Origin of the sequence: Bacillus sp. 179-C3.3 HS (assembly GCF_047229225.1) — a bacterium.
Classification (GTDB): Bacteria; Bacillota; Bacilli; order Bacillales; family Bacillaceae; genus Bacillus.
Map to the genome: position 1 here is coordinate 25,599 of NZ_JBFEFT010000019.1, position 21,850 is coordinate 47,448.

Here is a 21,850-nt window from a genome sequence, read left to right on the forward strand (position 1 = left end):
CCCTTTTATGATGGGTGCTCTTTTTCCCCGTGTGGCTGAAGTTCTTCAGGCACATCGAGAATGATCATATCTGATCCAATTTTTTGAATGTGATGCCACGGAACGCGTATATCATTTCCGTGTTTTCGAAAGCCAAACCATTTGACGGAAGGGATAATGAGTGCTGTGATCTGACCGTCCAGTTCATTGATCTCAAGATCAGTCTGTCCAAGCACACCAAGTCGCTCCGCTCTTTTGATATCAACAATCTCTTTTCCTGATAGTTCACTTAATCTCAAAATCGCATCACGCTCCTTCCATATCATATATGCTTCGACAAGATCAATTAGACCCGTCCGTCATTCGTATACCAAATCGGTTCGAGCCGATGAAAACATTGATGCTCTTTCATGATTCTATTCACTCGTTCAATCATGTCATTCAAGTGAGCTGGATCATATGTCATTGTCCAAACAATGGAAGAAAAAAGGCTCATCGCTGTGTAAATGGAAAAAAGCAACCAAAACTCTTTTTCTGGCTGTGCACTCAAATAGCCATCTATTTGTCCAACAGCAAACGGTATGCTTATTTCGCTACTAAATAAAGATAATTTATAAAAATCATGGATCGGGTCTCCCCAATCCGATTGATCAAAATCGATGACTCCAGCATATTGATTTCCGTTTATGAGGAGGTTCCCTAAATGAAAATCATCATGCTGGAATTGATTCGGTCTCTCTTTTATCACTTCAATATGAGAGGTGATAAATTGTAATGCAGTGTGATCAAAATCAAATCTCACCCCACTCGTTTGATAGGCATGGACATATCTTTCGTGTTTTTCCGTCGCTCGCTCATCCCATGGTGCGATAGAAGGTGGCGCAGCATATGTATGCATCTTTCGCAGTTGCCTGCCAGCACGTCTGCCTATTTCATACTGCTCTTCATCGGTTCGTGTCTGTATGGATTCTCTAGCATTTTCTCCTTCGATGTAAGGAAACACGCGATAAAAACAGTGATATTCCCTGTTTACGCCCATATCTATCACTTCTGAGCAAAGAATGCCTTGCTCTTTAAATGACTGAAGGAGAGGCATTTTACTTTTTAATCGATCATGTTTATGTGGATCGCTTAACTTGAGCACGAATTTTTCATGATGGCGTGTTTTGACGACAAACGTTTGGTCACCTGAAAAACCAGATGTCATCCGCTGAAAAGAGGTGGCTTGACTGAGATGCGGAGAAAGTCGCTTTAATTCTTCGTATTCCATCGTCACTGTCTCCTTTCTTTTTGTAAAATAAACGGCAGACCTCATATAAAGAAGTCTGCCGTGATGTGTATTATGATGGCTGATCACCTGTTGGACTAATAAGGGAGAGCGCATAATCTTCTGTAAAGATTCTACGAGATAAGTTATTCACGCCGTCTAACGTCACTTGATTAATTTCATCAATGATTTCATCAAGCGTGCGATGTTTGCCAAGAAGCAGCTCATTTTTACCGTTTCGGCTCATCTTGCTATTTGTACTTTCAAGGCTAAGCATCAGATTACCTTTCATTTGCTCTTTGCTGTTTTCAAGCTCTTTTTTGGTAATTCCGTCTCGTTTTAATACATCTAATGTTTGTAAAATGGTTTCTGATAGAAGGTTTAGTTGCTTGGCTCCAGTACCACCATAAATGGTCAGCATTCCGTTATCAGCAAATGAACTGTGGTAGCTAAATACTGAATAAGCAAGTCCTTTATCTTCCCTGACATCCTGGAATAACCGGCTGCTCATGCTTCCGCCCAGAACATTGTTTAAAACAATTAAATCATAGATGTCTTCATGACCTGCTGGAAGGCCGTTAAAGCCTAAGCATAGGTGTGCCTGCTCTGTTTCTTTTTTACGCGTAAGCTTCTCATAATGAAATTCAGGGGCTTCCACAGCCTGCTTCTTCCCTTTGCCTTCATAAGAGCCAAATAATTTTTCAATGTCTTTGATGAAGCTTTCTTCCACATTACCAGCTACAGAGATCACTACCCGATCTGGTGTATAGAATTCATCCATATATGCTCTAAGTGAGTCACCGTTAAAGGTAGAGAGTGTTTCCTCCGTTCCTAAAATTGGGTAGCCCAATGAGTGCTGACCGTAAATCGCTTTGCTTAGAAGGTCATGAACGATATCATCTGGTGTGTCCTCATACATTTTGATTTCTTCATATACGACATTTTTCTCTTTCTTTAGCTCTTCTTCATCAAAAGCAGAATGGAAAAACATGTCGCCTAACACATCAAGGGCGTAACCCGCATGTGAATCAAGCACCTTTGCGTAATAGCAAGTGTACTCTTTTGATGTAAACGCATTTACTTGTCCGCCAATGCGATCAAAGGATTCTGCAATATCGCGTGCAGATCTTGTTTTCGTTCCTTTAAAGAACATATGCTCTAAAAAGTGTGAGATCCCATTTACTTCTGGTGTTTCATGTCTTGAACCAGTTCCAATCCAGACACCTATTGCGACAGATCTCACAGTGGGATTGTTTTCGAGTACAATTCTTACTCCGTTTTGGCATGTATACGTTTTGACCAAATTTTGCTCCTCCTATTCAACAAACAGATCGCATCACGGGTGTCTCTTTTCACTTAGGAGGTCAGAAACCGTTCCTAATTCATATCCTCGTTCTTTCAATTGAGTGATGAGTTTGTCGAGACTTTTCGCCGTTGCATCTGTTGGATGCATTAATATCATCGCCCCATTGTGAATCTTCCCTAGTACCCGATGTTGTAATATCTCTGGTGTTGGTTTTTTCCAATCAATGGTGTCTACCGTCCACATAATGGTTTCCATTCCTTCTTGTGCAGCCAGCTTCACTGTTTCTTCTTTGAAGCTTCCACTTGGAGGGGCAAACCATTTCGGTTTTTTTCCCAGGGTTTGTTCAATTTGACGATTTGTTTTGGTGATCTGCTCTAAAGCTCGTTCTCTTGTCAGTGTGCTCATATCCGGGTGATTGTATGAATGATTTCCAATTTCATGGCCATCTGCCATGATTTTTCTAGCCAGCTCTGAGCTATTCTTCACCCATTTACCCTCCAAGAAAAAGGTCGCTTTGACTTGATGCTTTTGGAGCGTATCCAACATTTGTTTTAAGTACTCGTCACCCCAAGCGACATTGACGAGAAAGGCAGTCATTTTCTTGTCAGGATGCCCTTTATATATCGGCTCAGCGCCAAGCTCGTGTAAATGAACGGCTGGCTTTGTTTCTTTAAACACAAGCTGTTTCTCATCGAACGTACCAGTGACTTTCATTTTTTCATATGAAGCCATGATATCAACAGTTTGTCCGTTTAAGCCGGGCATTTTTTTCCACACTTTATCAATCTTAGCATTTTGCGCCTTCACTTCATAGTCAGACGACTTCGATTCAATCTCTTGATACAAAATATCTTTAGAAACAGATACAACCTCCGCATGTCCTTTCATTGTTTCGATATATGCAACAGTTGCCGGCTGTTTCATTGTTTGATAAGACAAAAGCAGTAAAAACAGAAACACAATAATTGGTAACATTTTTTTCAATGATTGTCCCTCCCTCTCTACCATAAATTATGAGAAAGGGAAACAAGCTAGAACTACTGTGTTACCCGTAGAATAGAAAGAAGCCGGGCACGGATACCTGGCTTCTTACACATCTTATTGATCCTCACTTACGACTGCTTTTCTTCTTTTTCCTTTTCTTCACGTAAAACGGCTTTGCGAGACAGGTTGACTCGGCCTTGTTTGTCAATTTCAGTGACTTTTACAAGTAACTCGTCACCAATCTTCACAACATCTTCTACTTTGCCCACGCGCTCAAGCGCAAGCTCAGAAATATGAACCAGCCCATCTTTACCACTGAAGATTTCTAGGAACGCACCAAATTTTTCAATGCGTTTCACTTTACCTAAGTATAGTTGACCAACTTCAACTTCTCTTACGATATCTTCAATAATTTTCTTCGCTTTTTGGTTCATGTCCTGTTCAGTAGAAGAAATAAAGATTGTACCGTCTTGTTCAATATCGATTTTCACACCGGTATCTTCAATGATTTTATTAATTTGTTTACCGCTTGGTCCAATGACATCGCGAATTTTATCAGGATTGATTGTCATCGTTAAGATTTTTGGTGCGTAACGTGACAATTCTTCTCTAGAAGTAGGTATTGTAGACAGCATGCTATCTAAAATCTCCATTCTTCCTTTTTTCGCTTGTTGAAGAGCTTCTTCTAAAATGTCTTTTGATAGACCATCAATTTTAATGTCCATCTGTAGTGCCGTAACACCTTTAGACGTACCTGCTACTTTAAAGTCCATATCACCAAGTGCATCTTCCATTCCTTGAATGTCACTCAGCACTGTATAGTAGTCACCAGACTTTACAAGTCCCATTGCAATTCCTGCAACTGGTGCCTTAATCGGTACACCTGCGTCCATCATAGCAAGTGTGCTCGCGCAAATACTTGCTTGTGAAGTAGATCCGTTCGATTCAAGAACCTCTGAAACAAGACGAACCGTGTATGGGAAATCTTTTTCAGATGGGATCACTGGTTCTAATGCACGTTCACCTAGTGCACCATGTCCGATCTCACGGCGACCTGGGCCACGCATTGGGCCAGTTTCACCAACACTAAATTGCGGGAAGTTGTAATGGTGCATGAAACGTTTTGATTCTTCAACGCCTAGACCGTCAAGAATTTGCACATCGCCAAGTGCACCTAATGTACAAATACTGAGCGCCTGTGTTTGTCCTCTTGTAAATAGACCTGAACCGTGCGTTCTTGGCAGAAGTCCTACTTCTGAAGAAAGTGGACGGATTTGATCTACACCGCGTCCATCTGGACGTATTTTTTCTTCCGTGATCAGGCGGCGAACTTCGTTTTTGACAAGCTTATTCAAGACGTCTTTCGCTTGTTTCATTGTCGCTTCGTCACGCTCTTCTGCTTCAAATTTCTCAATGACTGCTTTTTTCACAGCACTGATCGCATCTTCACGGGCATGCTTTTCATGTACTTGGATTGCCTTTAGTAAATCTGCTTCAGCAAGACCTTTTACTTCGTCTGCTAACGCTTGATCTACTTCGTATAAAGGAATATCGGTTTTTTCTTTACCGACTGCCTTCACAATCTCTTCTTGGAATTCGATTAAGCGTTTGATTTCTTGATGCCCAAACATGATCGCTTCAAGCATCGTTTCTTCTGGCACTTCATCCGCTCCAGCTTCAACCATGTTGATGGCATCTTTTGTACCTGCTACAACAAGGTTGATGTCGCTTTGTTCAAGCTGCTCAACGTTTGGATTGATGATTAGTTTTCCATCAACTCGTCCTACTGTAACGCCGGCGATTGGTCCCTCAAATGGAATGTCAGACACACATAATGCTAATGATGAGCCAAACATTGCAGCCATTTCAGATGAACAATCTTGATCCACACTCATGACGATACTAATAACTTGTACTTCGTTTCTAAATCCATCTGCAAATAATGGACGGATTGGTCTGTCAATTAAGCGGCTCGCAAGGATCGCCTTCTCACTAGGACGACCTTCTCTTTTAATGAAACCACCAGGAATTTTACCTACTGCGTATAATCTTTCTTCGTAGTTCACAGTGAGCGGGAAGAAATCAAGTGGTTTTGGTTCTTTAGAAGCTGTTGCTGAGCTAAGCACAGCTGTATCTCCGTAGCGTACGAGAACCGCTCCGTTTGCTTGCTTTGCAAGCTGGCCAGTTTCAACCGTTAGTTGACGTCCAGCCCAGTCTATGGTGAAGACATGTTTCTCTTGTCCCATTCTGAGAAAAACTCCTCTCTTATCTTGAAATTTTAGTTAATTCTTATTATGAACAAAATGATTTTCACATATCAATGTGAAAGGTGTATGTAGAAGGGTTTTTGCCATTCTTTCAACATTTTAACCATAAAATATTAGTGATTATACGATAAAAAAGCGGGAATCCTCCCGCTTTTTACGATTATCGACGTAAGCCTAGTTTGTTAATTAACTCACGGTAACGAGTTACGTCTTTATTACGTAGATACGTAAGAAGATTACGACGTCTACCTACCATTTTCAAAAGACCGCGACGTGAGTGGTGATCTTTCTTATGAGTACGTAAATGCTCGTTCAAGTTGTTAATTGATTCTGTTAGGACAGCGATCTGAACTTCTGGAGATCCAGTATCAGATTCGTGTGTTTTGAACTCACTAATTAATTGAGTTTTACGCTCTTGAGTAATAGCCATCCTGTTTCACCTCCAAATCATGTTAGCCCCATCTACCTCGCAACCGTCGGTGAAGTCGGCCTGCCAAGTAAGTGGTTTTAAAGCTACAGGAATAATCATACTAAAAATATGCTGAATTTGCAAATGGTAGTGCTGTTTTTCTATGAATTTTTCGGTTGTTTTTGTTCGTTTTGAAAAAATTGAATCACTTCTTCTTTGTCTTGACGAATTTGAGCGGTTAATTCTTCAATCCCGTTAAATTTTTGTTCGCTACGGATACGCTTGTACCACTGCAATTTAACCGGTTCACCATAAATCTCTTCGTTAAAGTCGAACAAATTCACTTCAATCGCAGGTTGATCGGGTCGCTTTTCATAAAAAGTGGGTTTGTAGCCAACGTTACAAACGCCATCATACATTTTGCCTTTCACTTCTGCTCTCACTGCATACACACCTGTAGGAGGTATAATGTATTCTGCCGATAAACCGATATTGGCTGTTGGGAAACCAATTGTCCGGCCGCGTTTATCACCATGTATGACGATACCACGAAGCTGATACGGTTTTCCTAATAGCTCACTGACATATTCAACGTCTCCGTTTTTTAAAGCAGAACGAATGAGCGTTGAGCTCACTTTCCGGTCTTGATTAGATAGTTTAGGTACAATCGTTGCCGCTAATCGTCCCTTCCCATATTCATCGAACGATTCCATGGTGCCTGCACCAAACCGTCCAAATGTAAAATCAAAACCGGCTACCGCATGCCTCACATTCAGTTCGTTCAAATATTGATCCACAAACGCCTGAGGGGATAGTGCTGCAAAGCTTTCAGAAAACTGAACAATGTAGAGATAATCAGCTCCGAGCTTTTCAATGAAGTCGATTTTATCCTCAAGCGGGGTAATTAAGTCTTTCGGTTCACGTGCTTTTTGCAACACATGTGATGGATGCGGATGAAAGGTCATGACAGCGAGCGCCATTCCTTCTTTTTCCGCAATGTCTTTCGCCGCACCAATTACTTTTTGATGTCCGAGGTGAACGCCGTCAAAATACCCTAAAGCCATCACAGATGGGACTTGATCTTTTTGATTCAGTGTATGTGGGTGTGAAATATGTATAGTCTTCACGAGATGGTCACCTTTTCTTTAAGATTGCTTGTCCTGGAATAAGATCTTTGCCGGCTTCATGAGCCCCAATTTGGTCGGATGTTTCATATAAATCGCGATACAACGGCCTGAGGACGTAAAGACAGCAACGCGATCCTCCTCTGCTAAATGTGCAAATTCATTCGGCATTGGCAGGACTGCACCGTTTTCCACTTTACTTGCTAATGTATCACTTATCTCCCATTTCGGCAAATGATTGAGCGCGCGTTCAATTGGAACAAGAATGTCTTCTTCCTTTCCTTCTTCTCTTATGAAGCGCAGCTCATCAAGCGTGATACATTCCGCAAGTATAAAGTCACCTGATCCAGTTCGAATAAGATGGGACATGTGGGCTGGATAACCTAACTTTTTTCCGATATCTACTGCTAGCGTTCTCACATATGTCCCTTTTGAACAATGAACAGTGAATCTAAATGTCACATTGCCTTCTTCAAATGTCACAGGGGTTGTTCTCTCAATCCGGTGGATGGTGACTTGACGGGAGGGACGCTCAATTTCAATTCCTTCTCTTGCATATTCATAGAGCTTTTTCCCCCCTATCTTCACAGCGGAAAACATTGGCGGGGTTTGTTCTATCGTTCCTTCGAATTGTTTCAGGGCAGCATCAATTTCTTCCTCTGTCATTGGGTGTTGTACCTTTTTCTCCTCAACGATCTCACCCGTTTGGTCTTCTGTCGTTGTAGACATCCCGATCGTGATTTCCGCATCATATGTTTTTGATTTTTCAGTTAAGTATTCAACTATTTTTGTCGCTCTGCCAATGCAAATGGGGAGAACCCCTGTGACTTCGGGGTCTAACGTACCTGTATGTCCCACTTTTTTCGTGTGTAAGATCTTTCTCACTTTGAATACACAATCGTGAGAGGTCATGCCTTTTTCTTTATGTAATAAAAGAATACCGTTCTGCATTTTTGGTTCTCTCCTTTCGGAAACGATGAAAAAGGACAGACGATCGATCGTCTATCCTTATTTCAACGTCTTATTCGTGATCTTTTGTGTTTAGTTCAGCAATTAGGCTTTCAATTCGATTTCCGTAATCAACGGATTCATCAAATTCAAAGTGAAGTTCTGGTGTTTTGCGAAGTCTCATTCGACTGCCAATTTCAGAGCGGATGTACCCTTTCGCTTTCGCTAAGCCTTTTAAGGTTTCCTCTCTCTTCTTTTCGTCACCAAGGACGGAAATGTAGACTTTGGCAATTTGCAAATCACCGGATACTTCGACATCAGTGACAGTTAAAAAGCCGATTCTCGGATCTTTCAGCTTTCTGCCAAGGATATCTCCTAATTCCTTTTTCATTTGCTCACCCACACGGGTTGCTCTCATACTCATGATCTTTTCACCTCTAATTAAAACCACTCAGTTTTCGTGATCGTTCGTTCAATTTCAGGAAAAGAATCAATGAAGCTTAGCACTCGTTGAAGTTCTTTTTCCACTTGAACCCGAGAGGAGGAAATCACGGCGATTCCAATTGATGTACGCTGCCATGTATCCTGATAATCCATTTCAGCTATGGTTATATTGAATTTATGTCGCGTTCTTGTCATGATACGCTGTAGAACCGCTCGCTTTTCCTTCAGTGAGGACGCATCATAGATCATGCACTCACATTCGGTATAACCGATCATTTTCTTTCAATTTCTTGCATAACGAATGATTCCATGACATCACCTTCACGGATATCATTGTATTTCTTAATGGTAATCCCACACTCATATCCTTGTGCAACTTCTTTCACGTCGTCTTTGAATCGTTTTAATACGTCTACTTCGCCTTCAAAAATGACAACGCCGTCACGGATTAAACGGATGCCACTATCTCTTGTAATGGTTCCTTCTGTGACATAGCCACCCGCAATTGTTCCAATTTTAGATACTTTGAATGTTTGACGAACTTCCACTTGACCAATGACTTTTTCTTCATATTCAGGGTCAAGCATCCCTTTCATCGCAGCTTCAATCTCCTCGATGACCTTGTAGATAATGCGGTGTAATCGGATATCTACATTTTCTGTTTCAGCTGTGCTCTTAGCGTTCCCATCAGGACGTACGTTAAACCCGATAACGATCGCGTTAGAAGCACTGGCTAAGATGATATCAGATTCTGTAATAGCTCCAACACCCGTATGGATGATTTTCACTTTTACGCCTTCTACCTCAATTTTTTGAAGTGATGCCGTTAGGGCTTCAGCAGTACCTTGTGCGTCTGCTTTCACGATGAGGTTGATATCTTTGACATCGCCTTGTTTGATTTGCTCAAACAAGTCATCTAAAGATAATTTCGCTTTGTCTGAACGCTGTTCATCAATTTGTTTTGAAGCACGAGCTTCACCCACTTGACGAGCTGTTTTTTCGTCTTTGAATACGAGGAACTGATCTCCTGCATTCGGTACATCGTTTAAACCTGTAATCTCAACAGGTGTCGATGGGCCTGCTGTTTTCACACGACGACCAATGTCATTGATCATGGCACGCACACGGCCGAATGTATTTCCGACTACAATTGGATCACCAACGTGAAGTGTACCTGTTTGAACAAGAAGGGTTGCGACAGATCCTCTACCTTTATCGAGTTCAGCTTCGATAACGGTTCCTTTTGCCGCACGGTTCGGATTGGCTTTAAGCTCTCCTACTTCGCTGACAAGAAGGATCATTTCGATCAATTCATCAATGCCTTCCCCAGTTTTCGCAGATAGTGGAACAAAAATCGTATCCCCGCCCCAAGCTTCTGGCACAAGACCATGCTCTGTCAATTCCTGCATCACACGGTCAGGGTTCGCTGTTGGTTTGTCAATTTTATTGACAGCGACGATGATTGGCACTTCAGCCGCTTTCGCATGGTTAAGAGCTTCAACTGTTTGTGGCATCACACCGTCATCTGCTGCAACAACTAAAATTGTTGTATCAGTCACTTCAGCACCACGTGCCCGCATTGTAGTGAACGCTGCGTGTCCAGGTGTATCAAGGAAAGTGATTTTCTTGCCGTTGTCTTCGATTTGGTATGCCCCAATGTGCTGCGTAATTCCACCAGCTTCGCCTTCAACGACTTTTGTTTTACGAATACTATCTAAAAGTGTCGTTTTTCCGTGGTCAACGTGTCCCATGATGGTGACAACTGGAGGACGTACTTGCATATCTTCCTCTTTATCTTCCACTTCATACTTTTCTAGTTCCGTTTCTTCGAAAATGATGACTTCTTCTACCGGTACCCCGTATTCAGAAGCGATTAATTCAACGGTATCTTTATCGAGCTCTTGGTTAATGGTTGCCATCACACCAAGCATCATCAGTTTTTTGATGATTTCAGCTGATTCTTTTCCTAGTTCATCGGCAAGCTGACCAACTGACATTGAATTTGTAAATTCAATTTTTTCAGGAAGTTCTTTTTTCGGCTTCATTGGTCTCGCTTGTTGGTTCTGCGGTTTGTTCCCCCCGCGTTTGTTTTTATTTTTGTTTTGGTTGTTGTTTTTTTTGTTTTTATTAAATTGATTATTCTGCACGTCATTCTTCTTTCTATCATTAATTTTGTTTGATGATTGTTTTTTTTGTTCTGCGGGTTTCTCGTTCGCTGTCTCTTTTGCTTTCGCTTTTTTATATATGGCGTCTAGCTTTTTCACCGTGTCGTCTTCAAGTGTCGCCATATGATTTTTCACTTCCACGTTCATATCCTTAAGCGCTGCTATAATATCTTTACTTGAAACATCTATGGCTTTTGCGTATTCGTATACTCTCACTTTAGCCATTCGTTCACCCCCAAATAAATTAATCGAGCAAGCTTATGAGCTTCTTTGCGAAGCCTTGGTCAGTGACAGCGACAACTACGCGAGCGTCCTTTCCAATAGAACGTCCGAGTACGGAACGGTCTTCAATTTTTCTAACCGGAACATGATAAAATTTGCATTTGTCAGATACCTTTTTCTCTGTGTTACTTGAGGCATCTGCTGCAAGAAGAACCAGTTTTGCACGCGCATGTCTAATTTCTTTAATCACGAGATCTTCCCCTGACACGACTTTACGAGCTCGATTTGCTAGACCAAGCAAAGGATACCATTTAGATTCTGTCATTAGGTTTTTTCACCTTTTCAGCTAGTTCTAGTAATTTCTCAAAAATTTGTTCGTCGATCTGTGTTTGAAATTGCTGCTGTAAACTGCGTTTGTCCTTCGCCGCAAGAATGGTTTCTCTATCGAGAGAAAGATAGGCACCGCGCCCGTTCATTTTTCCGGTTTCGTCGACAGACACTTCACCTTCTTTAGAACGAACAACGCGAATCAATTCTTTCTTCGGTTTCATTTCTCCCGTCACGACGCATTTTCTAAGCGGGATTTTTTTTCGGCTTTTCACCTTTTATATCACCTCTTATTCGTCAGATTCCTCAGCAACTGGTTCTGCCTCTAAGAAAAGAGATTCAGAGTCTTCAGTTCTTGGGAAAATGCCGAGCTCCCTCGCATCTGTTTCGCTTTTAATGTCAATCTTCCAGCTTGTCAGCTTCGCTGCGAGGCGCGCATTTTGACCTCTTTTACCAATCGCTAATGATAGCTGATAATCAGGGACAATCACTGTTGTCGCCTTATCATCTTCATTGACAATGACATCAAGTACTTTTGATGGACTCAGGGCATTGGCAACAAACTCAACCGGGTCATTAGACCAGTGAACAATGTCAATCTTTTCGCCTTTTAATTCATTGACAATCGCTTGTACACGTTGACCTTTTGGTCCAACACAAGAGCCAACTGGATCGACATCAGGATCGTCTGTACGTACAGAAATTTTAGATCGATCTCCAGCTTCTCTGGCGACCGATTTAAGCTCTACAGTACCATCATAAATTTCTGGCACTTCAATTTCAAATAAACGCTTTAAAAGACCTGGATGTGTTCTCGACACATAAATCTGTGGTCCTTTCGTCGTTTTCTCTACTTTTGTAATATACACCTTAATCCGATCATGTGGTTTGTACTCTTCGTTCGGCATTTGTTCGTTGACAGGTAGCAAGGCTTCAATTTTACCGAGTGACACGTAAATAAATTTACTGTCGATTCGCTGAACGATCCCCGTCATGATGTCTTCCTCGCGATCGATGAACTCAGTGTAAATCACACCTCGCTCTGCTTCTCTCACTCGCTGCGTAACAACTTGTTTCGCTGTCTGTGCAGCAATGCGTCCGAAATCTTTTGGTGTGACCTCAATCTCAACAACGTCACCTACCATGTAGTTCGGATTGATGCTGACTGCATCATCTACAGAGATTTCGAGGCGAGAATCATACACTTCATCCACAACGTCTTTTCTCGCAAAGACACGAATGGTTCCTGTTTCACGGTTCAAATCAACACGCACGTTTTGTGCTTGATTAAAATTACGTTTGTATGCAGAAATGAGTGCAGCTTCTATCGCTTCAATAATAATTTCTTTACCAATACCCTTCTCTTTCTCTAGAACCGTCAGGGCATCTAACAACTCACTACTCATTTTTATGGTTCCCCCTTATATCAATGAAAAGGTTAATTGAACGAAACTGCTAATCTTGCGTTCGCTATTTTTTCGTATGGAATTTGGATCTCTTTCTTTCTTGTCTTGATCTTCACTGTCACTGTTGCTATCTCACCATCAAAGCTTGTAAGCTCACCTTCAAATGCTTTTTCGCCATCAATTGGTTCGTATGTTTTCATGAAAACATTTTTTCCAAGTGCTTTTTCAAAATCAGCTTTTTTCTTTAATGGGCGCTCCGCTCCAGGAGAGGATACTTCAAGAAAGTAGTTTTGGCTAATCGGATCTGCCTCATCAAGCTTTTCACTTAAGGCTTCGCTCACTTTGGCACACTCTTCGATATCGACACCTGTGTCAGAGTCAATAAATACGCGAAGGAACCAGTTTTGACCCTCTTTGACAAATTCAATATCAACGAGCTCTAGCTGAAAGCCATCTAAAATTGGCTGTACCATGTCGCTTACGATATCCACTACTTTTTTGCTCATTCTCTTCCTCCTTGTGCTTTCGATAAACGCTCTTATCAATCATTCTGCATAAAAACCCCGCTTTATGTGAGCAGGGGAGCAGAAAACGGATGAATAATGTCGAGACAAAAATTGCCTGTTCAATACAAAAGAGCGGGTTTCCCCACTCTTGTCTCGGTAATCGTTAGCATTTCCATAAAAACTATACCATATCCATTTTTTTTATGCAAATGAAGTTGCTTTGAAAACACAGGATAAATCAAGGTCTTTCTCATATCAAATGATCAGTTATGACCTACGATTGAATGGGGGACATACAGCTCTTCAAGAAACGAGATCTCTACTTCTGATAATTGCACAGATAGCGCGCCATGTGCTTCTTCGAGATGGTTAATTCTTGTCGCCCCGATAATAGGAGCAGCTACTTGTTTCTTGTGAAGTAGCCAAGCCAAGGCAATTTGAATTCTCGAAACACCACGCTCTTTCGCAAGCTCTGCCACACGCTTGACAATCCCTTCATCTGAAACTTGTGTTGCATCATATTTCATTTTTTGTATGTGATCTGTTTTTGAACGCTCGGTTATCTCTTGTCCATCACGTATTAACCTGCCTGATGCAAGCGGACTGTATGGCGTGATACCAATCTTTTCGCTCTCACAAAACGGAAGCATCTCTCTTTCTTCTTCACGATACATTAAATTATAATGATTTTGCATCGACACAAAGCGTGTCCAACCATTTTTCTCAGCTGTATATAACGCTTTTTGAAATTGCCATGTGTACATAGCAGATGCTCCGATGTATCTTACCTTACCAGCCTTTACGATATCGTGAAGTGCTTCCATTGTTTCTTCAATTGGGGTGTGCACATCCCATCGGTGTACAATATATAAATCGACATAATCCATTTGTAATCTTTTTAAGCTTTTATCTATTTCACTCATGATGGCTTTTCTAGACAATCCCGATCCATTTGGCCCTTCATGCATCTTGCCATGTACCTTCGTCGCAACGACTACTTCATCACGGCTTGCATAGTCTTTTATCGCTCGCCCTAAAAATTCCTCACTTGTTCCAAGCGAGTAGACATTGGCTGTGTCAAAAAAGTTGATGCCTAGATCTAGCGCTTTTTTTATGATGACCCGGCTGTTCTCTTCATTTAAAACCCATGGATGAATCCATTTATCAGCTTCGCCAAAACTCATACACCCAAGACACAATCTTGAAACATCCAGTCCTGTATGACCTAACTTGACATAATCCATCTCGATCCCTCGCTTTTTCATTTATCTAATCTATATTCATCATGACAGGAAAGCCCCCGCATTGACATACACATTGATATCATGTACTTGCCTAATCGGATCAAACCCTTTCTTAGTCAGATGAATTTGAGTAAAATAAACGTGAGCTACGGTTTGAAAGGAATGATCTTATGAAGAATGACGATGCACATCTGAAAGACATCATTGAACAATTTACAAGTGAAGATGGCGTTCATCCAACCCTCGTTCCTTCCCTTTTTTTTATACGTGAATCTACGACAAGTGAACGCATAGCACGCGTGAATGAAGCTTCTTTTTGTATGATTTTACAAGGGGAGAAAAAAGTTTGGCTTGGAGATGAAGCTTTTCAATATGGCCCAAACCAATATATCGTTGCATCTATTGACTTACCGGTGATCGGACAGGTCATCCAAGCATCATCTTCTGCGCCCTATTTGGCATTGAAGATTGAATTCTCTTCCGCAGAGTTGATCGAGGTATACCAAGAGATGAAAGAGAAAATCAGCGATCAAACAGGTGTGAAACGTGCTATGTTTACAAGTGAATCACAACCTTTGCTGAAAGAGGCTGTCAGCAGGTACGTCGGCTTATTACAAACCCCTACGCATATTCCAGTGCTAGCGCCTTTATATAAAAAGGAAATTCTCTATTGGATATTAAATGGAGAAAATGGAATGGCACTCACGCAAATGATGATTGAAGGAAGTCATGCATCTCGCATTTCTCATATCATCGACCATATCACAGCTCATTATCATAAGCGTCTTCGCGTTCAGGATTTAGCACAAATGGCGAATATGAGTGTTCCTACCATGCATCGGCATTTTCGAGCATTTACCGGGATGAGCCCGATACAATTCCAAAAGCAATTAAAACTAAACGAGGGCAAACGTCTCCTTATGACTGAAACATCAGACGTTGCCAGCGTTGCCTATCAGATTGGATATGAAAGCCCTTCGCAATTCAGCCGTGAATATCGCCGGATGTTTGGTTTATCGCCAAAAGCGGATATGGACCAGTTTTTAAAGAATAGCAGTTATTGAATTTAACTGCCGATTATTAGTTTACATAATAATTTTATTGTTTACACAAAGAAAAAGCGCCCATATTGGACGCTTTTTCTTGTTTTTAAAATAAAGATAGCTGGTTTTGATCTGGAAGTGCTTCTAGACAGCCTTGTCGATCTAAATATTCAAGGATCGTCTTAGAGACTTTTCCACGTTTTTGTAAATCTTCTTTTGAGAGGAACTCGCCATCTTGCCTTGCCCGGACAATGTTTAACGCAACGTTCGTTCCAAGCCCTGGAATAGAGTTAAATGGCGGGATTAAGCCATCCCCATCAATGATAAATTCGGTTGCACTTGAGCGATATAAATCGACTTTTTTGAAATGATAGCCTCTTTCACACATTTCAAGCGCAAGCTCAAGGACCGTTAATAGGTTTTTCTCTTTTGGTGATGCATCTAGCCCTTTCGCATTGATATCGTCCATGACAGCACGAATCGCATTTGACCCTTTTGTCATGGTTTCAATATCAAAATCATCCGCACGTACCGTAAAGTATGCAGCGTAGTATAGAAGTGCATGGTGCACCTTAAAGTAAGCAATTCGAACAGCCATTAAAACGTAAGCTGCTGCGTGAGCTTTAGGGAACATGTATTTGATTTTTTTACATGAATTAATGTACCAATTCGGGACGTTATTATTCTTCATTTCCTCTTCCCATTCTGGAGGTAGCCCTTTCCCTTTACGTACAGATTCCATGATTTTAAAAGCAAGGGACGGTTCTAATCCTTGATAGATGAGGTAGACCATAATATCGTCACGACAGCCAATTACTTCACTCAATTCACATGTCTTATTATGAATGAGTTCTTGTGCATTTCCTAACCAAACATCTGTCCCGTGTGATAGACCAGAAATCTGAACCAATTCAGAGAACGTGTTTGGTTTCGTATCTTCAAGCATTTGACGCACAAATCTTGTCCCAAACTCTGGGATGCCAAGTGTCCCTGTTTTACATCCAATTTGCTCTTCTGTCACACCAAGAGGCTCTGTCCCTTGGAAAATTTTCATCACTTCTGGATCATCCGTTGGGATCGTTTTCGGGTCAATTCCGCTCAAATCTTGGAGCATACGAATCACCGTTGGATCATCGTGCCCAAGAATATCCAGTTTAAGCAAATTATCATGGATCGAGTGGAAGTCAAAATGTGTCGTTTTCCATTCAGACCCAGTCGCATCAGCCGGAAACTGAATCGGTGAAAAATCGTAAATATCCATATATTCCGGCACAACGATAATACCGCCTGGATGCTGACCTGTTGTCCGTTTAACCCCTGTACACCCTTGTACAAGTCGGTCTATTTCAGCACCTCGCATATGGAGGTTATGATCTCCAGCGTAGCCTTTCACGTAGCCGTATGCTGTCTTTTCTGCAACGGTACCAATTGTCCCCGCACGGTACACATACTCTTCACCAAACAATTCTTTCGTATAGTTATGTGCATGCGGCTGATATTCGCCTGAGAAGTTCAGATCGATATCAGGAACTTTATCACCTTTGAAGCCTAAAAAGGTTTCAAACGGGATGTCGTGACCATCCTTTTTATAAGGCGTTCCGCATTCTGGACAGTTTTTGTCTGGAAGGTCAAAACCAGAGCCAACCGAACCATCGTTAAAGAACTCAGAATGTTTACAGCTTGGACAAACGTAATGCGGTGCAAGTGGATTGACCTCTGTAATTTCTGTTAATGTCGCAACAAGAGATGAACCGACAGATCCCCTTGAGCCTACAAGATAGCCATCATCGAGTGATTTCTTTACAAGCTTATGAGAAATTAAATAAATAACGGCAAAACCATGCCCAATGATACTTTTTAATTCTTTCTCAATACGGTCTTCTACGATCTTCGGCAATTCGTCTCCGTAGATGCTTCGGGCCATTTGGTAGCTCATTTCCCGAATTTCTTCATCTGCACCTTCAATTTTTGGCGTGTAAAGATCGTCTTTGATCGGTTTAATACTTTCGACCATATCAGACACTTTTTTTGTATTCGTCACGACGATCTCTTTTGCCTTTTCGTCACCTAAAAAGGAGAAGGCTTCTAGCATTTCATCCGTCGTTCTGAAATGAACTTTTGGCAGTTCATGACGGTTAAGCGGGTTGGCCCCACCCTGTGAAGAAATCAGGATTTTACGATAAATTTTGTCCTCAGGATGCAAATAGTGCACATTCCCTGTGGCGACGACTAATTTATTCAGCTTTTCACCAAGCTTCACGATATTTGTGATGATTTCTTTTAATGCACGTTCATCTCGAACTAGCTCCAGCTGTAGCAAATGCTGATACACTTCTGGCGGATGTACCTCTAAATAGTCATAAAATGCCGCAATGTCTTCAACCTCATCTGGAGATTTTTGCATCATCCCTTCAAAAACTTCACCTTTATCACAAGCAGAACCAACGATCAGCCCTTCTCTATATTTCTCAAGCTGTGAGCGCGGAATGCGCGGCACACGATAGAAATAATGAATATGAGAAAGTGACACAAGCTTAAATAGATTCTTTAAGCCTGTTTCGTTTTGTGCAATCAGTGTCGCATGGTAAGGACGTGAACGCTGAAAAGCATTAGATTGTCCCATGTTTTCATTCAATTGATCATGGTAGGCAATCTCTTTTCCACCCGCATCTTTGAGCATCTTAAGCATGAGATAACCTGTGGCTTCTGCATCATAAATCGCGCGGTGATGCTGCGTAAGTTCAATATCGAACTTTTTACACAATGTGTTGAGTCGGTGATTTTTAAATTCAGGGTACAAAAATCGGCCAAGCTCGAGCGTATCAATAACAGGGTTTGATGCTTTATCTGTTTTAAGGAGACGTTTATAGGCGGCATTTAAAAAGCCCATATCAAAGCTCGCATTATGCGCGACAAGGATGTCATCTCCAATCCACTCTTTAAAATCTCGTACGACATCTACCACATCCGGCGCATCTCTCACCATATCATCCGTTATACCCGTTAATTCAATGGTTGTGGCTGATAATGGGTGATGAGGGTTCGCGAATGCTTCAAAGCGATCGATAATTTCGCCGCCTTTTATTTTTACTCCGGCAAGCTCAATGATCGTGTCATAAACAGCGGACAGCCCAGTTGTTTCTACGTCAAAGACAACATATGTCGCATCCTCTAACAAGCGATGCTCTGGGTTATACGCAATAGGTACGCCATCGTCAACCAGGTTCACTTCCACGCCATACAACATTTTGATGTCATGCTTTTTACTTGCGGCATATGCATCTGGAAACGATTGAACGACCGCATGATCTGTCAAGGCAATGGCTTCATGTCCCCACTTTTTGGCTTGCTCGACTAGCCTTCCAATGCCGGTAACAGCATCCATTTGACTCATCGGTGAGTGCAAATGGAGTTCAATACGCTTTTCACCTTCTGGCGCTGTATCTTCTTTTAGCTGAGGTTTCATTTCATTCACGTCATTTGCAATCATGACAAGATCTCTGACAAATGTGTCATTCTGAATACTTCCTCTAGCTTTGACCCACATGCCTTTTTTCAACGTTTTCATGAGCTGGGCATCTTCTTTTTCTCTCGCAAACATTTTAATTAAAATACTGTTTGTATAATCCGTTATCTTAAAAATACAAAGTGTTCTGCCGCTTTTCAGCTCTCTTGTTTCGGCATCAAACACATATCCTTGGACAGTAATTCTTCTTTCCTCGTCCATGATGCTATCAAGCGTACGGATTTCTTCATTATCTTTGATTTGATAACCAATCATCAGAGGACCAGATGGAGCTTCGTCCTGCGCTTCACTTTCCTTTTTCTCCATTTCAGTGAGGGCTTGCATCGCTCTTTCTTGGTCTTCTGCCAGCTTTTGTTCTCTAAATTTCTGAATCTCTTGATCTGATACAAAAATTTCGGTATCAAATTGCAGCTCCGGGAAGCCCACTTGTTTAAATGCAGCCTGAAGCATTGGACTGTATTTCTTTTTAATCGCAAGGGCTTCTGTTTCACTTTTTGTCTTGATCACGAGTTTATGCCCAGTCAGGACTGGCTTTTGCTGCTGAAGTAGGCTGATGATTGGAGGAGAAATTCCTTGAAGCTCTTCCACACAATGTGACCAATATGATTGCACGAGCTCCTCTGTGATATGCGGATCGTTGACTTCAATGGTACAAGTCACCTGTGCAATATGAGAAAATGCATTGGTCAGCCGACGAACAAACATGGCATATACCTCGTAAGGGAGTAGCGCCTTAAATTTAAAAAGGAAATGCCACGTTTTTGTCGCTTTATGCACCGTCAATTTGACGATTTCACCTTCTTCAAAGTAACGACTGAGGTCATCATCTGTCATTTGAATCTGATTCAGTAATATGTGAAATTGCCGACGAGTGATCGGTAGTTGTTCATCCAAGACAGAACCCTCCTTTTGTAAATCAGAAAGGTACCTCTTTTCAATAGGAGGTACCCTCATTTTTTTGTTCAAGTATACATGCTTACGCTTGACGTAGGAAGGAAATTAGCTCATCAACGGACACTTCATGTGACTCACCTGATTTTCTAAATTTCACTTCGACAATGCCTTCGTCTGAACGTTTTCCACAGCTAATGCGAATTGGCAGTCCAATTAAATCACTATCTGCAAATTTTACACCTGCACGCTCAGAACGATCATCGAATAGCACATCATAGCCTTCGTCTGCTAAACGCTCATATAAAGTCTCTGCTAGTTCTTTTTGTGCGTCATTTTTCATATTGAGTGCAAGGAGATGAAGATCATACGGCGCAACCGTTTCTGGCCAAATGATGCCATTCTCATCATAATGCTGTTCAACGATAGCAGAAAGGGTTCTAGAAATCCCGATTCCATAGCAGCCCATGATCATCGGCTGCGCACGTCCGTTCTCATCAAGGTATGTCGCATCCATTGATTCTGAATAACGTGTGCCCAGTTTAAAAACTTGTCCTACTTCAATTCCTTTTGCAAACTGAAGAGTACCTTGACCATCTGGTGATGCATCTCCTTCTTGAACGAAACGAAGATCTGTATATTCTTTCACAGATACATCACGAGCAGGATTCACATTGACATAATGGTAATCTGATTCGTTCGCACCTGCGACTGCATTGGTCATTCCTTTCACAGCCAAATCAGCATAAATCTCCACATCTGCGTCTAGCTGCATTGGGCCAACAAACCCAGGCTCTGTGCCAATGACTTCAAGTACTTCTTCACGTGACGCGAGCTCTACTAGCTCCGCTCCCACTAGATTCTTCACTTTGACATCATTGATTTCATGATCGCCTCTCGTCAGAACAAGAACATACGCATCGTCTGCTTTAAATAAAACGGATTTAATGCATTCTGATGGGGCTACCTCTAGAAATGCTGAAACATCTTGAATGGTCTTCACATCTGGCGTGTGGACTTTCTCAAGCTCTTTGAAATCAGCAGGATTTGCCTCTTCCCCTTGATACACCGCCTCAGCCATTTCAATGTTTGCTGCATAGTTCGACGTATCAGAATAAGCAATTGTATCTTCGCCTACTTCAGACAGTGCCATAAATTCATGTGTATCTTTTCCACCCATGGCACCTGAATCTGCAATAACGGGTCTAAAGTTAAGGCCCACTTTTGAGAAAACATTCGAGTAAGCCGTAAACATTTTGTTGTAAGTGTCATCAAGGCTTTCTGGTGATGCATGGAACGAATATGCGTCCTTCATAATGAATTCACGTCCACGCAACAAGCCAAATCTTGGTCTTTGTTCATCACGGAACTTCGATTGAATTTGATACAACGTCAAAGGAAGCTTCTTATACGATTTTAGTTCACTGCGTACAAGTGATGTAATGACTTCTTCGTGCGTTGGACCAAGAGAAAATTCGCGGCCATGACGGTCTTTCATACGCATAAGTTCAGGACCGTACGTGTACCATCTGCCTGATTCTTGCCACATTTCTGCTTGTTGCAGTACTGGCATTAACAACTCCGCCGCTCCTGCCTTTTCCATTTCCTTACGTACAATCGTTTGAATACGTTGGATGACTTTATGTGCAAGTGGCAAGTAATGATAGATTCCACTTGTATTTTGTCTAATAAATCCAGCTCTAACTAATAGCTGATGACTTTTTGCCTCTGCATCTGCAGGCACTTCTCGAAGAGTTGGAATGAAAGTCAGGGATTGTCTCATATGTTTACA

19 protein-coding genes are annotated in these 21,850 nt (G+C 41.6%); 1 reads left to right on the forward strand and 18 read right to left on the reverse strand.

Translation table 11 applies throughout. The features are described 5' to 3' along the window. Positions 1 to 5: 5 nt before the first annotated feature. The 16 genes from AB1K80_RS12395 to AB1K80_RS12470 form a co-directional block, all read right to left on the reverse strand. Positions 6 to 278: a YlmC/YmxH family sporulation protein gene (locus tag AB1K80_RS12395; RefSeq protein WP_412856930.1), complete on the reverse strand. Its 273-nt coding sequence runs from the start codon at positions 276 to 278 to the stop codon at positions 6 to 8. 47 nt (positions 279 to 325) lie between these two features. Next, complete coding sequence (locus AB1K80_RS12400) at positions 326 to 1,249, reverse strand: aminoglycoside phosphotransferase family protein (protein ID WP_412856931.1); 924 nt, start codon at positions 1,247 to 1,249, stop codon at positions 326 to 328. Positions 1,250 to 1,319: 70 nt separating this feature from the next. Next, positions 1,320 to 2,549 carry a M16 family metallopeptidase gene (locus tag AB1K80_RS12405; RefSeq protein WP_412856932.1) on the reverse strand — a complete coding sequence of 410 codons (1,230 nt, stop codon included), beginning with the start codon at positions 2,547 to 2,549 and terminating at the stop codon, positions 1,320 to 1,322. 33 nt (positions 2,550 to 2,582) lie between these two features. After that, entirely contained in the window at positions 2,583 to 3,560 is a 978-nt protein-coding gene (locus tag AB1K80_RS12410) for a polysaccharide deacetylase family protein (protein WP_412856933.1), read from the reverse strand. 104 nt (positions 3,561 to 3,664) lie between these two features. Next, positions 3,665 to 5,782, reverse strand: coding sequence for a polyribonucleotide nucleotidyltransferase (gene pnp, locus AB1K80_RS12415; RefSeq protein ID WP_412856934.1), 2,118 nt, complete (start codon positions 5,780 to 5,782; stop codon positions 3,665 to 3,667). A gap of 181 nt (positions 5,783 to 5,963) precedes the next feature. After that, entirely contained in the window at positions 5,964 to 6,233 is a 270-nt protein-coding gene (gene rpsO / locus AB1K80_RS12420; RefSeq protein WP_012009997.1) for a 30S ribosomal protein S15, read from the reverse strand. 140 nt (positions 6,234 to 6,373) lie between these two features. Then, entirely contained in the window at positions 6,374 to 7,339 is a 966-nt protein-coding gene (ribF, locus tag AB1K80_RS12425) for a bifunctional riboflavin kinase/FAD synthetase (protein WP_412856935.1), read from the reverse strand. Between the two features lie 18 nt (positions 7,340 to 7,357). Then, positions 7,358 to 8,287 carry a tRNA pseudouridine(55) synthase TruB gene (gene truB, locus AB1K80_RS12430; RefSeq protein WP_412856936.1) on the reverse strand — a complete coding sequence of 310 codons (930 nt, stop codon included), beginning with the start codon at positions 8,285 to 8,287 and terminating at the stop codon, positions 7,358 to 7,360. Positions 8,288 to 8,357: 70 nt separating this feature from the next. Further along, a complete protein-coding gene (gene rbfA, locus AB1K80_RS12435) occupies positions 8,358 to 8,708 on the reverse strand; it encodes a 30S ribosome-binding factor RbfA (protein ID WP_412856937.1) in 351 nt (116 codons plus the stop codon). Between the two features lie 17 nt (positions 8,709 to 8,725). Next, the gene (locus AB1K80_RS12440) at positions 8,726 to 9,004 is read right to left on the reverse strand and encodes a DUF503 domain-containing protein (protein WP_412856938.1); all 279 of its coding nucleotides are present in this window, start codon (positions 9,002 to 9,004) and stop codon (positions 8,726 to 8,728) included. Continuing rightward, on the reverse strand, positions 9,001 to 11,118 hold the full coding sequence (gene infB / locus AB1K80_RS12445; protein ID WP_412856939.1) for a translation initiation factor IF-2: 2,118 nt from the start codon (positions 11,116 to 11,118) through the stop codon (positions 9,001 to 9,003). The genes AB1K80_RS12440 and infB overlap by 4 nt, the downstream gene beginning before the upstream one ends. Positions 11,119 to 11,137: 19 nt before the next feature. Beyond that, complete coding sequence (locus tag AB1K80_RS12450) at positions 11,138 to 11,440, reverse strand: YlxQ family RNA-binding protein (protein WP_412856940.1); 303 nt, start codon at positions 11,438 to 11,440, stop codon at positions 11,138 to 11,140. Then, positions 11,427 to 11,717, reverse strand: a complete 291-nt coding sequence (gene rnpM, locus AB1K80_RS12455; protein WP_412856941.1) for an RNase P modulator RnpM — start codon at positions 11,715 to 11,717, stop codon at positions 11,427 to 11,429. Before rnpM ends, AB1K80_RS12450 begins: the two co-directional genes overlap by 14 nt. Positions 11,718 to 11,732: 15 nt before the next feature. Beyond that, entirely contained in the window at positions 11,733 to 12,848 is a 1,116-nt protein-coding gene (gene nusA / locus AB1K80_RS12460; RefSeq protein ID WP_412856942.1) for a transcription termination factor NusA, read from the reverse strand. A gap of 32 nt (positions 12,849 to 12,880) precedes the next feature. Further along, positions 12,881 to 13,354: a ribosome maturation factor RimP gene (gene rimP / locus AB1K80_RS12465; RefSeq protein ID WP_412856943.1), complete on the reverse strand. Its 474-nt coding sequence runs from the start codon at positions 13,352 to 13,354 to the stop codon at positions 12,881 to 12,883. A 263-nt stretch (positions 13,355 to 13,617) separates the two neighbouring features. Then, positions 13,618 to 14,598 carry an aldo/keto reductase gene (locus AB1K80_RS12470; protein WP_412856944.1) on the reverse strand — a complete coding sequence of 327 codons (981 nt, stop codon included), beginning with the start codon at positions 14,596 to 14,598 and terminating at the stop codon, positions 13,618 to 13,620. Positions 14,599 to 14,768: 170 nt separating this feature from the next. Here AB1K80_RS12470 and AB1K80_RS12475 point away from each other — a divergent pair, with 170 nt between their 5' ends. After that, positions 14,769 to 15,662 carry an AraC family transcriptional regulator N-terminal domain-containing protein gene (locus tag AB1K80_RS12475; protein WP_412856945.1) on the forward strand — a complete coding sequence of 298 codons (894 nt, stop codon included), beginning with the start codon at positions 14,769 to 14,771 and terminating at the stop codon, positions 15,660 to 15,662. Between the two features lie 85 nt (positions 15,663 to 15,747). Here AB1K80_RS12475 and AB1K80_RS12480 read toward each other — a convergent pair whose 3' ends face one another. Both AB1K80_RS12480 and AB1K80_RS12485 read right to left on the reverse strand, forming a co-directional pair. Then, entirely contained in the window at positions 15,748 to 20,001 is a 4,254-nt protein-coding gene (locus AB1K80_RS12480; RefSeq protein ID WP_412856966.1) for a PolC-type DNA polymerase III, read from the reverse strand. A 142-nt stretch (positions 20,002 to 20,143) separates the two neighbouring features. Continuing rightward, entirely contained in the window at positions 20,144 to 21,841 is a 1,698-nt protein-coding gene (locus AB1K80_RS12485; RefSeq protein ID WP_412856946.1) for a proline--tRNA ligase, read from the reverse strand. Between the last annotated feature and the right edge of the window lie 9 nt (positions 21,842 to 21,850).

What these genes read in the sequence shown, in the direction of transcription:
- AB1K80_RS12440 (WP_412856938.1), bottom strand. Translation starts at nt 9,004, where the DNA reads ATGATCGGTTATACCGAATGTGAGTGCATGATCTATGATGCGTCCTCA.
- AB1K80_RS12480 (WP_412856966.1), bottom strand. Translation starts at nt 20,001, where the DNA reads ATGACAGATGATGACCTCAGTCGTTACTTTGAAGAAGGTGAAATCGTC.
- infB (WP_412856939.1), bottom strand. Translation starts at nt 11,118, where the DNA reads ATGGCTAAAGTGAGAGTATACGAATACGCAAAAGCCATAGATGTTTCA.
- rbfA (WP_412856937.1), bottom strand. Translation starts at nt 8,708, where the DNA reads ATGAGTATGAGAGCAACCCGTGTGGGTGAGCAAATGAAAAAGGAATTA.
- AB1K80_RS12400 (WP_412856931.1), bottom strand. Translation starts at nt 1,249, where the DNA reads ATGGAATACGAAGAATTAAAGCGACTTTCTCCGCATCTCAGTCAAGCC.
- rpsO (WP_012009997.1), bottom strand. Translation starts at nt 6,233, where the DNA reads ATGGCTATTACTCAAGAGCGTAAAACTCAATTAATTAGTGAGTTCAAA.
- AB1K80_RS12485 (WP_412856946.1), bottom strand. Translation starts at nt 21,841, where the DNA reads ATGAGACAATCCCTGACTTTCATTCCAACTCTTCGAGAAGTGCCTGCA.
- rimP (WP_412856943.1), bottom strand. Translation starts at nt 13,354, where the DNA reads ATGAGCAAAAAAGTAGTGGATATCGTAAGCGACATGGTACAGCCAATT.
- truB (WP_412856936.1), bottom strand. Translation starts at nt 8,287, where the DNA reads ATGCAGAACGGTATTCTTTTATTACATAAAGAAAAAGGCATGACCTCT.
- pnp (WP_412856934.1), bottom strand. Translation starts at nt 5,782, where the DNA reads ATGGGACAAGAGAAACATGTCTTCACCATAGACTGGGCTGGACGTCAA.
- AB1K80_RS12450 (WP_412856940.1), bottom strand. Translation starts at nt 11,440, where the DNA reads ATGACAGAATCTAAATGGTATCCTTTGCTTGGTCTAGCAAATCGAGCT.
- nusA (WP_412856942.1), bottom strand. Translation starts at nt 12,848, where the DNA reads ATGAGTAGTGAGTTGTTAGATGCCCTGACGGTTCTAGAGAAAGAGAAG.
- AB1K80_RS12475 (WP_412856945.1), top strand. Translation starts at nt 14,769, where the DNA reads ATGAAGAATGACGATGCACATCTGAAAGACATCATTGAACAATTTACA.
- AB1K80_RS12410 (WP_412856933.1), bottom strand. Translation starts at nt 3,560, where the DNA reads ATGGTAGAGAGGGAGGGACAATCATTGAAAAAAATGTTACCAATTATT.
- AB1K80_RS12470 (WP_412856944.1), bottom strand. Translation starts at nt 14,598, where the DNA reads ATGGATTATGTCAAGTTAGGTCATACAGGACTGGATGTTTCAAGATTG.